Annotated in this window: 17 protein-coding genes; 7 read left to right on the forward strand and 10 right to left on the reverse strand. The window is 39.8% G+C overall.

Annotated features, from left to right (window positions below; all coding sequences use genetic code 11):
• Positions 1–12: 12 nt before the first annotated feature.
• Positions 13–1,062, reverse strand: a complete 1,050-nt coding sequence (locus tag MTN96_RS03100; protein WP_248530716.1) for a DUF3080 family protein — start codon at positions 1,060–1,062, stop codon at positions 13–15.
• Positions 1,040–2,395, reverse strand: a complete 1,356-nt coding sequence (locus tag MTN96_RS03105) for an MATE family efflux transporter (RefSeq protein WP_248530717.1) — start codon at positions 2,393–2,395, stop codon at positions 1,040–1,042. The genes MTN96_RS03100 and MTN96_RS03105 overlap by 23 nt, the downstream gene beginning before the upstream one ends.
• A gap of 192 nt (positions 2,396–2,587) precedes the next feature.
• Here MTN96_RS03105 and MTN96_RS03110 point away from each other — a divergent pair, with 192 nt between their 5' ends.
• A complete protein-coding gene (locus MTN96_RS03110) occupies positions 2,588–3,214 on the forward strand; it encodes a riboflavin synthase (RefSeq protein ID WP_024601680.1) in 627 nt (208 codons plus the stop codon).
• Here MTN96_RS03110 and MTN96_RS03115 read toward each other — a convergent pair.
• Positions 3,211–3,414 (reverse strand): CPXCG motif-containing cysteine-rich protein, encoded by a 204-nt coding sequence (locus tag MTN96_RS03115; RefSeq protein WP_008464077.1) that lies wholly within the window; start codon positions 3,412–3,414, stop codon positions 3,211–3,213. The two genes, MTN96_RS03110 and MTN96_RS03115, sit on opposite strands and share 4 nt — an antisense overlap.
• A 213-nt stretch (positions 3,415–3,627) precedes the next feature.
• Positions 3,628–4,497, reverse strand: coding sequence for a fructosamine kinase family protein (locus MTN96_RS03120; protein ID WP_036982909.1), 870 nt, complete (start codon positions 4,495–4,497; stop codon positions 3,628–3,630).
• A gap of 122 nt (positions 4,498–4,619) precedes the next feature.
• Here MTN96_RS03120 and MTN96_RS03125 point away from each other — a divergent pair, with 122 nt between their 5' ends.
• Positions 4,620–5,312: a DUF445 domain-containing protein gene (locus MTN96_RS03125; protein ID WP_248530718.1), complete on the forward strand. Its 693-nt coding sequence runs from the start codon at positions 4,620–4,622 to the stop codon at positions 5,310–5,312.
• Between the two features lie 98 nt (positions 5,313–5,410).
• Here MTN96_RS03125 and MTN96_RS03130 read toward each other — a convergent pair whose 3' ends face one another.
• Positions 5,411–5,719 carry a DUF3718 domain-containing protein gene (locus tag MTN96_RS03130; RefSeq protein WP_215908108.1) on the reverse strand — a complete coding sequence of 103 codons (309 nt, stop codon included), beginning with the start codon at positions 5,717–5,719 and terminating at the stop codon, positions 5,411–5,413.
• 416 nt (positions 5,720–6,135) lie between these two features.
• Between MTN96_RS03130 and MTN96_RS03135 the strand changes: the two genes are divergently transcribed.
• The 3 genes from MTN96_RS03135 to MTN96_RS03145 all read left to right on the forward strand — a co-directional run bounded on the left by MTN96_RS03135 (position 6,136) and on the right by MTN96_RS03145 (position 9,658).
• Positions 6,136–6,921 carry a hypothetical protein gene (locus MTN96_RS03135; protein WP_013464747.1) on the forward strand — a complete coding sequence of 262 codons (786 nt, stop codon included), beginning with the start codon at positions 6,136–6,138 and terminating at the stop codon, positions 6,919–6,921.
• A gap of 100 nt (positions 6,922–7,021) precedes the next feature.
• Positions 7,022–8,404, forward strand: coding sequence for an amidohydrolase (locus MTN96_RS03140; protein WP_016899875.1), 1,383 nt, complete (start codon positions 7,022–7,024; stop codon positions 8,402–8,404).
• 12 nt (positions 8,405–8,416) lie between these two features.
• The gene (locus tag MTN96_RS03145) at positions 8,417–9,658 is read left to right on the forward strand and encodes an amidohydrolase family protein (RefSeq protein WP_248530719.1); all 1,242 of its coding nucleotides are present in this window, start codon (positions 8,417–8,419) and stop codon (positions 9,656–9,658) included.
• A gap of 156 nt (positions 9,659–9,814) precedes the next feature.
• Here the strand turns inward: MTN96_RS03145 and MTN96_RS03150 are convergent, their stop codons facing one another.
• Positions 9,815–12,037, reverse strand: coding sequence for an NADP-dependent isocitrate dehydrogenase (locus MTN96_RS03150; protein ID WP_248530720.1), 2,223 nt, complete (start codon positions 12,035–12,037; stop codon positions 9,815–9,817).
• 453 nt (positions 12,038–12,490) lie between these two features.
• On the reverse strand, positions 12,491–12,709 hold the full coding sequence (cspD, locus tag MTN96_RS03155; RefSeq protein WP_013464751.1) for a cold shock domain-containing protein CspD: 219 nt from the start codon (positions 12,707–12,709) through the stop codon (positions 12,491–12,493).
• 209 nt (positions 12,710–12,918) lie between these two features.
• On the opposite strand from cspD, the gene clpS reads away from it, so the two are divergent.
• Positions 12,919–13,227 (forward strand): ATP-dependent Clp protease adapter ClpS, encoded by a 309-nt coding sequence (clpS, locus tag MTN96_RS03160; RefSeq protein WP_008110102.1) that lies wholly within the window; start codon positions 12,919–12,921, stop codon positions 13,225–13,227.
• 68 nt (positions 13,228–13,295) lie between these two features.
• Positions 13,296–15,557, forward strand: coding sequence for an ATP-dependent Clp protease ATP-binding subunit ClpA (clpA, locus tag MTN96_RS03165; RefSeq protein ID WP_036982899.1), 2,262 nt, complete (start codon positions 13,296–13,298; stop codon positions 15,555–15,557).
• Positions 15,558–16,024: 467 nt separating this feature from the next.
• On the opposite strand, the gene infA is transcribed toward clpA, so the two are convergent.
• The 3 genes from infA to aat form a co-directional block, all read right to left on the reverse strand.
• Positions 16,025–16,243 carry a translation initiation factor IF-1 gene (gene infA / locus MTN96_RS03170; protein ID WP_002962494.1) on the reverse strand — a complete coding sequence of 73 codons (219 nt, stop codon included), beginning with the start codon at positions 16,241–16,243 and terminating at the stop codon, positions 16,025–16,027.
• 90 nt (positions 16,244–16,333) lie between these two features.
• Positions 16,334–17,038 (reverse strand): arginyltransferase, encoded by a 705-nt coding sequence (locus MTN96_RS03175; RefSeq protein ID WP_248530721.1) that lies wholly within the window; start codon positions 17,036–17,038, stop codon positions 16,334–16,336.
• On the reverse strand, positions 17,031–17,747 hold the full coding sequence (gene aat / locus MTN96_RS03180; protein WP_248530722.1) for a leucyl/phenylalanyl-tRNA--protein transferase: 717 nt from the start codon (positions 17,745–17,747) through the stop codon (positions 17,031–17,033). Before aat ends, MTN96_RS03175 begins: the two co-directional genes overlap by 8 nt.
• Positions 17,748–17,893 lie beyond the last annotated feature (146 nt).

Consider the following 17,893-nt stretch of genomic DNA (forward strand, 5'->3'; position numbering starts at 1 on the left):
CCGTTTTTTTATTCATATTGGACTGATTTCGCACGTTTTATAAAATTTTTGCCACCAGATAACATGTTCTTTTGCTGACGCTTTTAGCTGAGCGAGTAAGTTGTTAGAATTTGGGTCAAGTAGGGCATTTACCGCTTCGCTACTCACTGCTTGATTAAACCATAGCTGCATATAAAGCGGCTGCAATGTTTCTAAATACCCGCTCAGCTGTGCTTGATAAGGCTGTATTTGTTTTAAATAATATTTATTAAATATATTACTGACAATTTTAGCTTGCTGCTTGTTTTTACCTTTAGGGCAAATATCTTCTACTACTAATGAATTTACAAACTGGGTTGCTGTATGATTTAAGCTAATTTGTTCTCGCGCAGCTTGAATAAGCTGTTGGTCAAATTTGTATTTGTTGAGCGTTTCAAGCGCTGACAAAATATCATCGCTGTTTATTGCCATACTCCCTTTAGTTTCTATTAGGTGTTTAATGGTCGTTAGCTTTTTAAGCGCCTCAACCGTGTCACTAAACCCAGCCGGTTGGGTGCTGAGTTCTTGGCCAGTTAGCTGCCAAGTGCTGCTTAGTTCAGGTTCACTATATAAAACATTATTAAAATAATAAGTGAGTTGAGTTTGTTTTTGGTTTTTTGCCGCTGTAATTTTACTGTGAACGTTGCTTTGTTTATCTAAGGTGTTTAAACAGTTTTGCGCGCTTTGAATAAAATCTATTTGGTACTTCAATTGGCTAGCAGCGGTGGCGGTTTTGCCTAATTGATTATTATGCTCGCTTATCAGAACGTTAAGTTTACATTGGCTAATACCAGCTAGTTCAGTTATGCCAATTTTAATGGCAGGTTGCAACGCTTCAACTGGCTTTACTAAGGCTAATTGTTGCAGTGGCTTTGTGTGTGGCTCAGGCGTTTGTAAGGTATTATTCAAGCGAGACAAATAGGTTTTATTTGCCTCACTGGGCTGCTCTGAGCAGCCCAAAAGCACCATACAACATGCCGCCAATAACCAATTAACCGGCAGTTTGGTATAGATTGATTGTTTAAGTGAGAATAAATGGTTCACGTTTAAATCGCCTATGAACGGTCAGCATCAGTAGTATAGCTGCAGCTGATAAGCCAACGATAATGCCTATCCAAAAACCATGCGGGCCCATTGCTGGCACTATCATGTCTGTTCTTGCTAATACGTAGCCTAAACTAAAGCCGATTAACCAATAAGAAATAAAAGTAATATACGAAATCGGCGCTGTGTGTTTTAAACCACGTAAAATACCGTTTGCAGCTACTTGTAATGCATCAGGAAGTTGGTAAATACAGGCTAAAATCATAATTGATGAAGCAAGCGCAAGTACCGCAGGGCTATCGCTATATAATTGGCTAATCACATCACGCCCTATAAATGTAATAAAAGCGATAAACAACGCAACCATAGCCGCCATAATATAACTTGTTGATACTGCAACTTTTAATTGATCTAAATGATTCTGCCCAAATAAATTACCAATTCGTATGCTAATGGCAATTGAGAGGCTCAGAGGCATCATAAATAATAGTGCCGTAACACTGGCTGCAATTTGATGGCCAGACACAGCCACCGCACCCAAATGCGCAATAAACAAGGGAATACAGGCAAACAAGGTCACTTCAAAAAAAGTAGCGAGTGAAATAGGAATACCGAGTTTGGTAATAATACCTATGGTTTTAAAATTGGGTTTTTCAAAGCCAGTTAATAGGCCTTTGGCATCTATTTTTTTACTCAGCTGGCAATAAGTAACTTGCGCAATAGCCATTACAGTAAATACCAGTGCGGTGGCAATACCACAGCCAGCGCCCCCAAATGCGGGTAGACCAAAGAAGCCCTTAATAAAAATATAATTGAGTGGGATATTTACCGCAAGTCCGAGTAGGCTGATATAAAACGCAGGCTTGGTCATCCCCATGCCTTCGGTCATATTTCTATACACGGTAAAAATTAAAAAACCAAATACACCCCATTTAACAAAATGAATGTAATCAAAAGCAAGTCCCGCAATCGCCGGGCTAGTATCAAGCTGTAAAATAACGGTATTAGCAAGCTGGGCAGCACAAAAACCTGCAATACTTAAAAGGAGCGTTAAATAAAGCGCTTGCTGAAAATAATGGCTAATGCCGTTGCGGTCTTTAGCACCCGCGAATTGAGCAATGACTCCCGTTAGGGCTAATAGAATACCTTGTATTGCTAATAAAATTGGGTTCCATATTCCTGTAGCGATTGACAGTGCAGCAAGATCGGTAGGGCTCACTTGTCCGGCCATAATGGTATCAACCACTGACATTAATACTAAGGTCACTTGTGCTAAAAAAACGGGAAAGGCGAGGGAAAGTAAACGTTTAGCTTCCCAACTACAAAAAGTCATAAAAAACAGCTATTCAGAAAAACATGGGCGCATTGTAATCTATTGTGATTGCTCTATCTATGTAGACAATCAGCGAATCTATTTAATTGCTGCATAAGCTTACTTTTGTTGCGAATAAAAGTGCTCTTAAGTGAATTATTTTAGCGATTGATACGTTAAACTAGCACTTTGTTAGAAAGAGAAGCGATTTTTATGTTTACCGGTATTATTCAAACTCAAGCAACAGTAGTCTCTAGAACCCATACGCAGGGTGTATTACGTTTAGTCGTTTCTGTTAATGAGCAATACGTAAAGCATTTAGACTTAGGTGCTAGCATCGCTATAAATGGTTGCTGCTTAACGGTTGTTAAAGTAGAGCTTAGTAATCAAGATGTAGTGGCTCAAGTGCATTTTGATGTTATTGACGAAACTTTGCAGCTTACTAACCTTGGACAACTGGAATTGGGTAGTTTAGTCAATTACGAGCGTTCTGTGTCGTTTGGTACTGAGCTGGGTGGGCACATAGTCTCTGGTCATATTCATTGTACTGCCAAAATAGTGCAAATAGTTAAACTAGAAAACAACTATAAAATACAGCTCAGCCTGCCACAAAAATGGCAAAAATATGTGTTATACAAAGGGTTTGTATCTATTAATGGCGCCAGTTTAACGGTTGGCAATATTGATGAGCATGGCTTTTGGCTGCATTTAATACCAGAAACACTCGATATTACTAATTTAGGTGCAGCCGTTGTAGGTGATGAGTTTAATATAGAAGTTGATCAGCAAACATACACTATTATAAACACCGTCGAAAACTACATGCGCCAACATAGCTAAAATATTTGTTCGTCATCGCTGTCCACGTGTAACTCTAATTTATTACGTGCATAGTCTATATGCATATTTAAATGAATTAGATTACAGCAGGCACTGCATTCTTCGTAGTAGTCTTGGTCGCCCATACTGGCATCAAGGTCTAAATGAATATGGTGTCCACAATGTGGGCAGGCGATACGTTGTGATAAAAAGTCTTTCATAACACCCCCTTAAAAATTAAGTTATTTTACCTAGATAGCACATAACGGCTTAACACTAGGTAGCTTAAACTCTGACTAAATGATTTACTTATATTGAGCTATCAACAGTCACTTATTACAAGTAAATTCAATGCAATTAGCGTTAAAAATAACACTCGAATAGATTTATTTTTTAGAGTTCAAGTATAAGTATAGTGCTTATATTTTGTTTACTCATTTATTTAAGTTTAGTAGTTTTTCAACGTGTTCTTTAGCCTGATTTAAGTAATGGCCTGCATAAATATTGGCGTGGTTTAAAATAGGGTAAAGCTGATAAATAAGCTTACGATGTTGGTAGTTCTGAGAGAGTGGATAATGATGATTATAGGCGCTATAAAATTCATCGGGTAATGGGGCAAAAAGCTCACTCATAGCAATATCGACCTCCCGATCACCGTAATAGCAAGCAGGGTCAAATAGGGTCGGAATATTATTTACAAATCCCATGTTTCCGCGCCAAAAGTCGCCATGTAATAACGAGGGCAAAACATGATGATTATGCAGTTGCTCTTTTACTAAATTTATCAGTTGTTCGGGGTCTGCCAGCACAATGTCTTTTTCAGCTAATAGCTGTAATTGCCAACCAATACGCTCTTCTGCAAAAAATACATCCCATTTTTTATGCCATTGATTTGGTTGAGGCGTAGAGCTTAAATAATTGTCTGTATCAAAACCAAACATCGCTTGCTCGTGTTTTTGATGTAACATGGCAAGGTGTTCACCCATCGTTGACCAATGCGTGTGGGGAAGGTCATCAAGTGTAAGCCACTCTAATACAATAAACGCATATTCTATATTGGCGCCAGTTGTAATACAGTCGGGCACCATAAATATACTGTTTTGAGTGAGTTGTTTTAAGCCCTGTGCTTGTGCTTCAAAGCGATCAAGCTCATTTTTTTGCGCAATTTTAACTAAATAATTGTGCTTGCCATCACTTATATGGAAAAGCTTATCGGTTGATGTGTTTTGCAACTGACGTTTATGGGTGTGTTTAAAATCGTAATGGATAGCCTGACTGATCTGTTGATTGATTGTTTTCCACATAACAATTGCTCACCTTTTAAACCTATAAATAAACTATGGCAAAAAGGGATTAAATAAACAAATTAATCGGTGTAAAATTAAGACTATCAATTTCTGATACAAATCACTGAAATGGAATAAAAATGAATAAAAGTTTTATCACTAACTTATTGGCAGCGTGTTGTGTTGTTATTGGTTTTGTATTTGATCAAGCCATTGTACTTTCGGTGGGCTTATTTGCACTCTCTGGTGCGGTTACAAACTTACTCGCTATTCATATGCTATTTGAAAAAGTCCCGTTTTTATATGGATCGGGGGTGATTGCGCTCAAGTTTGAAAGCTTTAAAGTAGCTATAAGAAATTTAATACTTACGGAGTTCTTTTCTGAGCATAAAATAGACAAGCTTCTAAGCAAGGCGCAGCCAACGATAGACTTTGAATCGGTAATTGAAAAGGTAGATTTAAATCCCGCTTTCGATAATTTGTTAGTGGTGATAGAGCAATCACAATTTGGCAGCATGCTGGCAATGTTTGGCGGTACAGAGGCGTTAGAGCCAATGCGAGAAAAATTTATCGAAAAAATGCAATTATCACTGGTGCAAATAAGCGGCACCGACGATTTTAAAATGCTACTAAGCGATATGCTTACTCAAGGCAATAACGCGGAAAGTTTACATAATACAGTACTCAAATTAGTGGATGAACGCTTAGATGAACTCACCCCTAAAATGGTAAAAGAAATAATTCAAACTATGATCCGCGAACACTTAGGCTGGCTCGTTGTATGGGGTGGGGTATTTGGTGGCTTGTTTGGTTTGTTGGCAGCGCTTATTTAATAATAAATACACGTTAAGCAGGTACTAAGCCCTGCTTAACGTGTTTGATTCGCGTAAATTGACCGTATTAAAAACCGATTTTCTAGTCATAATTTAGGTTATTTAGATCCCGCCATAATAACCACCATCGGTTTATTTACCTTTGCCAAATCCCTTATTGATGTGTTGGTGGTAGCCTCAATATTGAAAAAGCGTGCAGATTTGTCTAAATCATAAAGCGCTACAAAATCATTCATTGATAAATTATTGCAGCGTAATTTTTTGCCAATTACATGCTTGTTGGTATGGAGATCTTTAATTGTTTTGTGCAGTGTCAGTTGCTTGTTAGACACAACAGCCATGCAAACTTGTGTACCGGGTGATGAATCAGCGGCAACAAAAGTGGTTGCCTCTTTGTTTATGTGCAATTTAAGTATTGCTTAATGTAGCCGAAATCTTGTTAACTGAATGGGGCAAGCTGTAATAAGATGTGCATATAAATCATGCAATTTGTAGGGTGTATGAAAAGTTGTTCATAAGTAACCTGAACTATGAATAATGAATCTATCTCAAGCAGCTATTTTCAGCGCTAACTGGGTTGAATTTACTTGCAATACGCCCGCTATTGACACGAAAATTCGCCTTGTTTTCACTGTAAATTTCTAGCTGGGGAAAACAAACCAAGTTATTAATATAATTCAATATGTTAGTAAATCTCTTAACCAGAGTTCAGGTTAAGTAATTTATTTTTGACACACTTTAGCGTTTTCATACTGAAATATTTTTTCAGACTGTTATTATCGCGCCCTAAATTTGTGGCATTTTATATTTTTGGAGCGCAATTGTGAATAAAACGTTAGCCAGTTACTACCAGCAAGCTTATGCATGTGAGCAACAGCATTTTAACCAATGTTTTTATTGCGGCTGTGAGGCAACAGAGCGCGATCATTGCCCGCCATTACACATGCTACAAAGTATTATTGATTTAGGCGAAGAAGCAGATTTTGTTGCTATTGCGGCTTGTTATGAATGCCATGCATTACTTCATAATGAACGCTTAATGACCATTGATGAGCGTTTTAGTAAGCTTAAAAAGAAACTCTCAAATAAATACGCCAAGCCCTTACGTGTCTACAACATGTGGGAAGAAAGCGAGCTTGGCGACATGAGCGATGAATTTGCGCACAGCATTCAAGCGGGCATGAAACTCGGTAAAGAAGCGGCTGAGCGACTCGCCTTTACAGGATTTAGTTATGCCACTGAAGAAGCGCGCGTTACGGTGCGCGAAAAAACCAAAGAGTTTGATGTAGAAGGCACCGTATTTACCGACTTTAAAGAAGCGCTTAACTATTGCATTACTGTATTAAAAGTACAAAAAAGTGATTTTTATAAAATTTTAGTCGAGGATTATCAAGGCGATTTTAATAAGGCATTGAGCCAATACAGGCATCGTCATGATAAAGTCACCGCCGCAAAAGATGGTAATACATTAATTAAAGATTTTTCAAAATTACATAAGCAAAATTCGGATTTTGTAACCCGAACGGTTAAACACTTTATTAGTAAAGATCCATCGCTCACCACAGAAGGGGCACTGGATAAGCTTTATAACAATTATATAAAAAAATAATTACAGAAACTCACCTTAAATAACGGCCTTTTCACCTGTTTTTTTAGCTTTATGCGTTTGCTTTCGCTAAAGTAGTAAAAAAACAGGAGAACCTAAAAACATGCAAAAATTTGCTCCCTCATTGTTAGCTGTTGGTTTAGCAGCGGCTCTTGTTGGTTGCCAAGAAAGCGGCCCGCAAGATGCAAAAGTAACCATTAATAAAAACCCATACCCAAGTACTTATCAACCCGTTGCTACATCAAGCACATTAATTACCAATGCTACTGTATTAACAGGCACGGGTGAGCGTTTAGATGAAGCCGATGTATTACTTGTTGATGGTAAAGTACAGCAAGTTGGTAAAGATTTAACCGCTAACGCAGACACCACTATCGATGCGCAAGGCAAATGGGTAACACCAGGTATTATTGATGTTCACTCTCATTTAGGTGCTTATCCAAATCCGTCGGTTGAGTCTCACCAAGATGGCAACGAAATGACTAGCCCAAATACAGCAGAAGTATGGGTTGAGCATTCAATTTGGCCACAAGATCCAGGCTTTAATCGCGCACGTGAAGGCGGTATTACCTCGTTACAAATTTTACCAGGTTCAGCTAATTTATTTGGTGGACGTGGCGTTACCCTTAAAAATGTACCGGCTCACACCATGCAAGGGATGAAGTTTCCTGATGCACCATACGGTTTAAAAATGGCGTGTGGTGAAAACCCTAAACGCGTTTATGGCCGTAAAGGTGAATTACCGATGACACGTATGGGTAATATGGCAGGCTATCGCACAGCTTGGATTGGCGCTCAAGAGTACAAACGTGCTTGGGACAAATACGATGCTGATTACGCTGCGGGTAAAAACCCAGAAGCTCCACACCGCGATATTAAATACGATACCCTACGTGGTGTTTTAGAAGGTGAGGTTCGTATTCACAATCACTGTTATAAAGCTGAAGAAATGGCGATGATGATCGACCTTTCTAAAGAGTTTAATTATCATGCGGGTACATTCCATCACGGTATTGAAGCCTATAAAATCGCAGATTTACTGGCTGAAAATGGCTCGTGTGCAGCACTTTGGCCAGACTGGTGGGGCTTTAAAATGGAAGCCTACGATATGGTACAAGAGAACGTAGCGATTGTTGATGCAGTTAAAAACTCATGTGCCGTTGTGCATTCAGACTCAGACACGACGATTCAGCGCTTAAATCAAGAAGCCGCAAAAGTAATGTACAGTGCAAACCAAAATGGTTTTGATATTTCTGAGCAGCATGCAATTAAGTGGATCACGGCTAATGCCGCTAAATCACTCGGCATTGAAGATAAAACAGGCTCACTTGAAGCAGGTAAACAAGCTGATGTGGTTATTTGGAATCAAAGCCCATTTAGCGTTTACGCAAAAGCAGAGCAAGTGTTTGTTGATGGCGCAAAAGTTTACGATAGAAACGATAGCGCATTCCAAGCACAAAGTGATTTTATGTTAGGTCAACAATAAGGAGCACCCAGAATGAAAAAATTATCACGTTCGTTTTCGCTTTCTCTGGTTGCTGCAGGGTTACTAGCATCGGGTGCGGTGAGCGCTCAATCTCTTGCTATTATTAATGCAACTTTACATACATCATCAGATCAAGGCGTATTAGAGTCTGCCAGCATCGTAATGAATGATGGCAAAATTACTGCAATCAATCCTAGCGATGTTAAAGCAGATAAAATTATTGATGCCAAAGGTCAAATCGTGACCCCTGGTTTTATTGCCACTGTAAATCAACTTGGTTTAGTTGAAGTCGGTGCGGTTGCAGGCTCTCGCGATGCGGGAGAAGAAAAAGCAGGTATTGATTTTGATGCAAGCTTGGCATTTAACCCTCGTTCAAGCCTAATCCCTTATGCACGTAAAGGCGGTGTTACTCGTGACTTAATCACCCCGTACGGCGGTGACAGCATATTTGCGGGCCTTGCCAGTGTAGTGGATTTAAGTGGCAGCTTTGAAAGCGTACTTAAAAAACAAGCGGCATTAGTGGTTCATTTGGGTGAGCGAAGCAAAGGCTCTCGTGCATTTACATTGCAAACACTGATCAATAAGTTAGATGAGCACCAAACCAAAGCAAGCAAAGAAGCTAAAAAAGACGATGCTAAGCCAAGTGCTGAAGATAAAATAATGGCTAAAGCACTAAAAGGCGATATGCCATTACTAATTAGTGTGTCGCGTGCATCGGATATTGTTGAACTTATAAAAGTGAAACAGCAGTTTGGGGTAAATATTGTTCTTAATGGTGCGCAAGATGCCGTTGTAGTTAAAGATCGAATCGCAAAAGCGGGTATTCCTGTGATCATCAGTGCAATGGATAACTTACCAGGCAGTTTTGATTCATTACATGCAAGCCTAAATAATGCCGGCATACTAGAAAAAGCAGGTGTTAAAGTACTTTTAACTGTGGGTGGCGATGCTAGTCATAATGTTTACCAGCTCCGCTATGATGCCGGTAATGCAGTGTCTTATGGTATGAGCCAGCAAGGCGCGTTAAAAGCGATGACTTCAAATGTGGCTGATGTATTTGGTATTAATGCGGGTAGCTTAGAAGTAGGTAAAGCCGCTGATGTTGTAATGTGGAGTAATGACCCGTTTGAGCTGAGCAGCCACGTAAATAAAATGTTTATTAATGGGGTTGAGGTAAGTACTGAATCTCGCCAAGATAAACTGCGTGAGCGCTATACAACAGAATCAAACATGCCACGTGCATACACTAAATAAACTTGTTTAGTTGAATTTAAAGGCCGCATTAGCGGCCTTTTTTATGAACAGCTTTTACTTATACCAATCTGCAAAGTAAACCACTTAAACAAGCGAATTGGTATTAGGCACAAAAAAAGGCGCTCTTTGGAGCGCCTTTTCATTCATTTTATGGATTTATACCAGTTTAGATAAAATCTCGTTAAATGTTGTGCTTGGGCGCATTGCTTTAAAAGCTGCATCATCATTTGGCTGGAAGTATCCGCCAATGTCCATTGCTGGGCCCTGTGCATCGTTTAGCTCGCTAACAATTTGCTCTTTGTTAGTTTCAAGGTCGCTAGCAATTTGCGTAAACTGCGCTTTAAGCTCGCTGTCATCATTTTGCTTAGCAAGTTCTTGTGCCCAGAATAAAGATAAGAAGAAATGAGAACCACGGTTATCAATCTCTTTTACTTTACGTGAAGGCGACTTGTTTTCAGCTAAGAATGTGCCGGTAGCTTTATCAAGTGTATCTGCAAGTACTTGTGCTTTTTTGTTACCTGTTGTTGTGCTTAGGTGCTCAAGTGACGCAGCAAGTGCTAAGAATTCACCTAAAGAATCCCAACGTAAGTGGTTTTCTTTTTCAAATTGTTGAACGTGCTTAGGAGCAGAGCCACCGGCACCAGTTTCAAATAAACCACCGCCATTCATTAGTGGCACAATTGAAAGCATTTTAGCACTGGTACCCAATTCTAAAATTGGGAATAAATCTGTTAAGTAATCACGTAACACGTTACCCGTTACAGAAATTGTGTCTTTACCTTCTTTGATGCGTGCTAGTGAGAACAAGGTTGCATCCATTGGCGATAAAATTTGAATATCTAGGCCAGCAGTGTCGTGATCTGGCAGGTATTTATTTACTTTTTTGATTAGCTCAGCATCGTGTGCACGTTCAGCATCTAACCAGAAAATAGCCGGATTACCTGTTGCGCGAGCGCGGTTTACTGCAAGTTTAACCCAATCTTGAATAGGTGCATCTTTAACCTGACACATGCGCCAGATATCGCCTTTCTCAACACTGTGCTCAAGTAACGTATTATCGTTTGTGTCTACAACACGGATAATACCGTCAGCTTTTGCTTCAAATGTTTTATCGTGTGAGCCGTACTCTTCTGCTTTTTGAGCCATAAGGCCAACGTTTGGTACGCTACCCATAGTAGTAGGATCAAATGCACCGTGCTCTTTACAAAAATCAATCGTTGCTTGGTAAACGCCAGAGTAACAACGATCTGGAATTACAAAGCTTGTGTCTTGTAATTTATCGTCTTTATTCCACATTTGACCGCTTGAACGAATTGCAGCAGGCATAGAGGCATCGATGATAACATCACTTGGTACGTGTAAGTTTGTAATACCGCGATGAGAATCAACCATTGCGATAGCAGGGCGGTCAGCGTAAACAGCTTGAATGTCAGCTTCAATTTCTTCGCGCTTAGCGTCATCTAAAGTTTGAATTTTAGAGTACACATCGCCTAAACCGTTATTTACATCAACACCTAGCTCTTCAAAAAGTGCACCGTGTTTTGCAAAAACGTCTTTGTAAAATACTTTTACAGCGTGACCAAAGATGATCGGATCAGATACTTTCATCATGGTCGCTTTCATATGAAGCGAAAATAACACGCCTTTTTCTTTAGCTGCATTAATTTCAGCTTCAAGGAATGCTTGTAATTTTGCAGCACTAATACGTGATGCATCAATTACTTCACCAGCAAGTAGCGGTGTGCTTTGCTTAAGTACAGTGATATCGCCATTAGCCGCTACGTGTTCAATACGAACATCCGTTGCTTCATCAACAGTTAGTGACTGCTCTGAACCAAAGAAGTCACCTTCTTCCATGCTTGCAACATAAGACTGGGAATCTTTGCTCCATGCACCCATAGAATGTGGGTTATTACGTGCATATTCTTTTACTGAACCTGGTGCGCGACGGTCAGAGTTACCTTCACGAAGTACAGGGTTTACTGCACTGCCTTTAATTTTGTCATAGGCGGCTTGAATCGCTTTTTCTTCATCGTTTTTAGGTTCTACAGGGTATTCTGGAAGTGCATAACCTTTTCCTTGAAGCTCTTTAATTACAGCGCGAAGTTGTGGAACTGAGGCGCTGATGTTTGGTAATTTAATGATGTTAGCTTCTGGTGTTTTTGCCATTTCGCCAAGCTCTGCAAGTGCATCACCAATGCGTTGTTCTTCTGTTAGGTAATCCGGGAAGCTCGCAATTACACGACCAGCGAGTGAGATGTCGCGTGTTTCAACTTCAACACCTGCCGCATTTGTGTACGCTTGGATAATTGGTAACAACGAATACGTTGCTAATGCCGGAGCTTCGTCCGTTTTTGTATAGATAATTTTTGATGTCATCATCATTCCTAGATAGTAGGCCGCATTGGCCAAATTCAACAATGCAAAGATATCATCGCCTAATACCTTGTAAGTAAAGCATTAATATATGCAATGAAAAGTCTGTTAGGTGTTGGTACTCGTATAACCTAAACAAGGTGAGAATAATCACACCTGACGGACTAGTGTCTCTTATAACTAAAATTTATGTAAATACAAATTAGCCATTAGGCTAAAGTAATTACGTTTTACAGGATAAAGAGTGTAACAAGCTTGGCTAAAAAGGGCTAGGATTACGCGCCAAACGCCAGTAGTTAAACATCTAACAGTGAAATTATTGGGGTAGATAAAATAAAATCAAGGAGTGGGGTTGAATTAACGAACAATGAAGCAATTAATATAGAAGTGGTTAGGGGTTTTAGGGAATTAAGCGAGGATCTAAATAGGTCGCTCGCTTTAGTCTCATATTTACAATCACTCTAAAATATCGCCGTTAGGGGCAATATTAGTAGCGTGTAGACCTTTAGGGCCTTGTTGTAATTCGAAGGTAACATCTTGACCAGCTTTAAGTGTCTTGTATCCGTCCATTACAATAGTGGAGTAATGAGCAAAAATGTCGTTCTCGCAACCGTCTTCTACGATGAAACCAAAACCTTTGGCGTTGTTGAACCATTTGACTTTACCACAAGCCATACTTCTACATCCTTCTATAAGTTGACTAATTTAGTTATCCTAAACTGTATTGTTTGCTAGACTGACTAAGGTTTAATCAATCACCATTTGACTGTAGTTTATTTAAGCAACCAGTCAAGTGTTTTGGGTTATTTTTTAACATTTTATTTATTTTTTTATTCAAGTTTGCTTGAGTTACAAAGACAAGACTATATTTAATTATGAGTGGTATGAAAGATTCTGGTGTTATCGACACCGTTCGCGATAGTGAAAAGCAAAAGCTGCAGCCACCGCGAAAATATAAAGTTGTGTTAAACAACGATGATTACACGCCGATGGATTTTGTAATTGAGATCTTGATGACGTTTTTTAATATGGATAGCGATAGAGCAACTGATGTGATGCTGCAAATACATCAGCAAGGTAAGGGCATTTGTGGTGTTTACAGCGCAGATGTAGCACATACCAAGGCTGAGCAAGTTAACCGCTACTCAAGGGATAACGAGCATCCACTGCTATGTAGTTGTGAGCAGGAATAAATACCAAAAGGGTGAACTTTCATCTTTGAAGTGCGGTATAAAATTATTATCTCTGTAAGGGGTTGCCAATGCTAAATAAAGACTTAGAACTAACTTTGAACACCGCGTTTCGTGAAGCGCGTACACGTCGTCATGAGTTTATGACCGTAGAGCATCTTTTATTAGCTCTACTCGATAATCCATCAGCTGGAGAAGCGCTTAATGCGTGTGGTGTTGACATTTCTGGATTAAAAACAGAGTTACTTGAATTTATTGATGAAACCACACCGGTTATTCCTGATTTAGAAGAAGAACGCGAAACTCAACCAACGCTTGGTTTTCAGCGTGTATTACAGCGCGCGGTATTTCATGTGCAATCTTCGGGAAAAAATGAAGTGACAGGTGTAAATGTACTGGTGGCTATTTTTTCTGAGCAAGAAAGCCAGGCAGTTTATTTACTTAAAAAGAATGATATTTCTCGCCTTGATATTGTTAATTTTATTTCTCATGGGATTGCTAAAGGTGATGACGAATTAGGCGATGACACTGACGATATACATGAAGAAGTGCAAGAAGTTGACAGTGAAGAAGCGAGTAAGCTCGACAGCTTCACCACTAATCTCAACATACAAGCCAAAGAGGGCAACATTGACCCGCTTGTTGGTCGTGACAGCGAAGTAGAGCGCACAGTGCAAGTGTTGTGTCGTCGTAAAAAAAATAACCCATTACTGGTTGGTGAAGCTGGCGTGGGTAAAACAGCCATTGCCGAGGGTTTAGCGTATCGTATTGTTAATGAACAAGTACCTGAAGTTATTGCAGATGCGGTTGTGTACTCTTTAGATATGGGCGCGTTACTTGCCGGTACCAAATACCGAGGCGATTTTGAGAAGCGCTTTAAAAGCTTATTAAAAGAGCTGCAAGCAAAACCGGGTTCAATTTTATTTATTGATGAAATTCATACCATTATCGGTGCAGGTGCTGCGTCGGGTGGGGTAATGGATGCCTCAAACTTAATTAAACCGCTACTTTCAAGTGGGCAATTACGTTGTATGGGTTCAACGACTTACGGTGAGTACAAAAACATTTTTGAGAAAGATCGTGCCTTGGTACGTCGCTTTCAAAAAATTGATGTGCTTGAACCTAGCGTTGAAGATACCACTAAAATTCTTAACGGCTTAAAAGAGCGTTATGAAGCACACCATGGTATTCGTTACACGCAAAAAGCGTTAAAGGCGGCAGCCGAGCTTAGCGCAAAGTATATTAATGAACGTCACCTGCCTGATAAAGCGATTGATGTTATTGATGAAGCGGGCGCAAACCAACGTTTGTTACCTACCTCTAAGCGTAAAAAAACGATTGGTGTATCTGATATTGAGATGATTGTGTCTAAAATGGCGCGCATTCCACCACAAAATGTGTCGTCTTCTGATAAAGAAACGCTGAAAAACTTAGACCGTAATTTAAAAATGTTGGTGTTTGGACAAGATCAATCCATTGATGCATTAACTTCTGCTATTCGCTTATCGCGCTCAGGTTTAGCAAACGAGAACAAACCGGTTGGTTCGTTCTTATTTGCAGGCCCAACAGGGGTCGGTAAAACAGAGGTTACCAAGCAATTAGCTAAATGCATGGGTGTTGAGTTTATTCGCTTTGATATGTCTGAATACGTTGAGCGCCATGCGGTGAGCCGTTTAATCGGTGCGCCTCCGGGTTATGTAGGTTTTGAACAAGGCGGCTTATTAACAGAAGCGGTTATAAAAAATCCACATGCAGTGGTATTGCTGGATGAGATTGAAAAAGCCCATCCTGATATCTACAACATTTTATTACAAGTTATGGATCACGGTACGCTAACAGATAATAACGGCCGAAAAGCTGACTTTAGAAACGTAGTCGTGGTGATGACCACCAATGCCGGCGTACAAGAAACTACACGTAAGTCGATTGGTTTTAGTGAGCAAGATCACACACACGATGCAATGGGTGAAATTAACAAAGTATTTTCACCTGAATTTAGAAACCGCTTAGATAACATTATTTGGTTTAATCACCTCGAGAAAGAGGTTATTTTACAAGTGGTTGATAAATTTGTTGTGGAGCTTCAAGCGCAACTAGACAAGAAATCAGTTAACCTTGAGCTTACCTCTAAAGCACGTGAATGGTTGGCTGACAAAGGCTATGACAAAGCAATGGGCGCACGCCCTATGGCACGTGTTATTCAGGAAGACCTTAAAAAGCAATTAGCAAACGAAATACTGTTTGGTGAGCTAATTTCTGGCGGTACGGTAAAAGTATCGGTTAAAGATAAAAAACTACGTTTTGATTACGAGAGTGATTTAACGCCAGCCTAACCTAAAAGGTTAGCGATTTTAAAAAGCCTGCTTTGTGCAGGCTTTTTTTATTTGCCAAAGAAATAGGCAACAAAAAACCCAGCAAAGGCTGGGTTTTTTGTTTATTAAATGTAATTACTGGCTACTAGGGTCTGTTGACCTTTCAAGGTTAAATTTGCAGCAGTCTGTTTGGTATTTAGGCAAGGCAGAGCCTATGTGGTGTGGTTATTCCCCATAAATAGGCGATAACGCAGCATCAATGCCAAACAGGCGCTGCCCGAAGGGTTCTGCCTAGGGGCGATTTACTCTTTGTTGCTCGGTTTTTACTTAGCCCACTAGGTTACAAACCTCGCGCCGCGATTAAACCGCCCTTAGTTTGAACAAATTTTAATCCGCAAAGGTCAACAGACCCTAGCATTAATTACATTTAATAAACGCTTAAAGCTAGTTTGCACTAGCCAAAAACTAAATCTCGTTTACGCACTTACTTAGCGAGCACGGAATACGATACGACCTTTCGATAAATCGTAAGGAGTCATTTCTACCGTTACTTTATCGCCGGTTAAAATACGGATATAGTTTTTGCGCATTTTACCTGAAATATGAGCCACAACTACGTGACCATTTTCTAGCTCAACTCGGAACATTGTATTTGGTAAAGTATCAAGGACTGTCCCTTGCATTTCGATTACGTCTTCTTTCGCCATGTTTAGCGTAACACCTCTTTAATAGTTAAACGCTGCAGATTTTGCCCAAAATACGCCAATAAGTAAAGGCGCAGGGGCTATTTTTGTAAATTAAATAGCCAGCCACTGGTCATTGCACTGTTTTTGAGAGGGTAAAAACTGCGTTTTATAGTTCATTTTGTCGCATTCATCTATTTGATAGCCTAAATAAACAAACTGTTTGCGCTGCTGTTTAGCAAATTTAAGCTGCTGTAATATCATTACAGTGCCTAAACTAAAGTGTTCGTAGTCAGGGTCAAAAAATGTATAAATGGCCGAAATAGCGCTGTCCATACAATCAGTTACAGCAACAGCTACTAAGTTTTCTTGATCCCAAAGCTCAATAAAAGTAATAGTTAACCAACTACAAAACAAAAAGCTTTGAAATTGTGATTTATCAGGCGGATACATACTACCGTCTTGGTGGCGCAAGCTAATGTATTTACTGTAAAGTGGATAGTATTGTTCGCGTTCAACTTGAGAATATTTTACCTCAAAGCGGTTTTTTGCTTTGTTAAGTTTACGTTTTTGCGATTTTGTCGGTATAAACTTATCAGCTAAAACGCGCACAGAACTACACGCGCTGCAAATAGGGCAGTGCGGACGGTAAATTTGGTTACCGCTGCGACGAAAGCCTAATGCTAATAATGACTCAAACTTATTGCTGCTGTAACAACTTGGATCGAGTATCACCAGCAATTGCTCTTGGCGATCAGGTAAATAACTGCACTCAAATGGTTGGCTTAGGCCAATACGAGCCGGAAGTTGTTCATTCATATATCGCGATTAGCTCCTGTGGCTGCCACATACTGGCAGCTGGGGTGTAACACTGTGCTTTATTGAGTTTAGTTAAAAATTCTTCACGTGGAATCACGCTGGCACCCAACGACATTAAATAAGGATTTTCTAATTGGCAATCAATAAAATGCGCATTGTGGCGTTTAAGCCAATTAACCAGCGCCCACATAGCCAGTTTGGAACAATTTGTTTGATGATGAAACATTGATTCACCACAAAAAACACCTGTTTGCATGATGCCATATAAGCCACCTGCAAGCTCTCCCTCGCGCCAAACCTCTAAACTATGAGCTAGGCCATTGTGATAGGCATTAATGTACGCCTGTTGCATTTGCAAAGTGATCCAGGTGCCATCGGTATCAATGCGTTGATCGCGACATGCTTCTATCACTTCTTCAAAGGCATGGTTTATGGTTACGGTGACCGGGTGCTTTTTTAAATGCTTACGTAGACTTTTACTAACATGAAAGTCATTGAGCTCAACAATACCACGTTCACTAGGCGACCACCACATAATTGGCTCGTGCTCACTAAACCACGGAAAAATACCTTGGCTGTAGGCATTTTTTAATCGCGATACTGATAAGCATCCACCAATGGCAAGTAAACCATCGGGATCATCTAATGCATGGTTGGGATCAGGAAAAGCAAAGTGGCTTTGAGCGAGTTGATAGAGTTGTTTAGTCATAACACCGATTGAATAACTGCATGGTCAAGGTAAAGTGTAACCTGTTGCTTTAAAATCACAAACCACAAATTATTGTGTTGTCCATAGGGTTGGGCAGGGCTTACATTCCTGTTAGATAAATTTTAGACATAAAAAAAGCGCGTTAA

The sequence above is a fragment of the Pseudoalteromonas sp. 2CM28B genome, assembly GCF_023161935.1.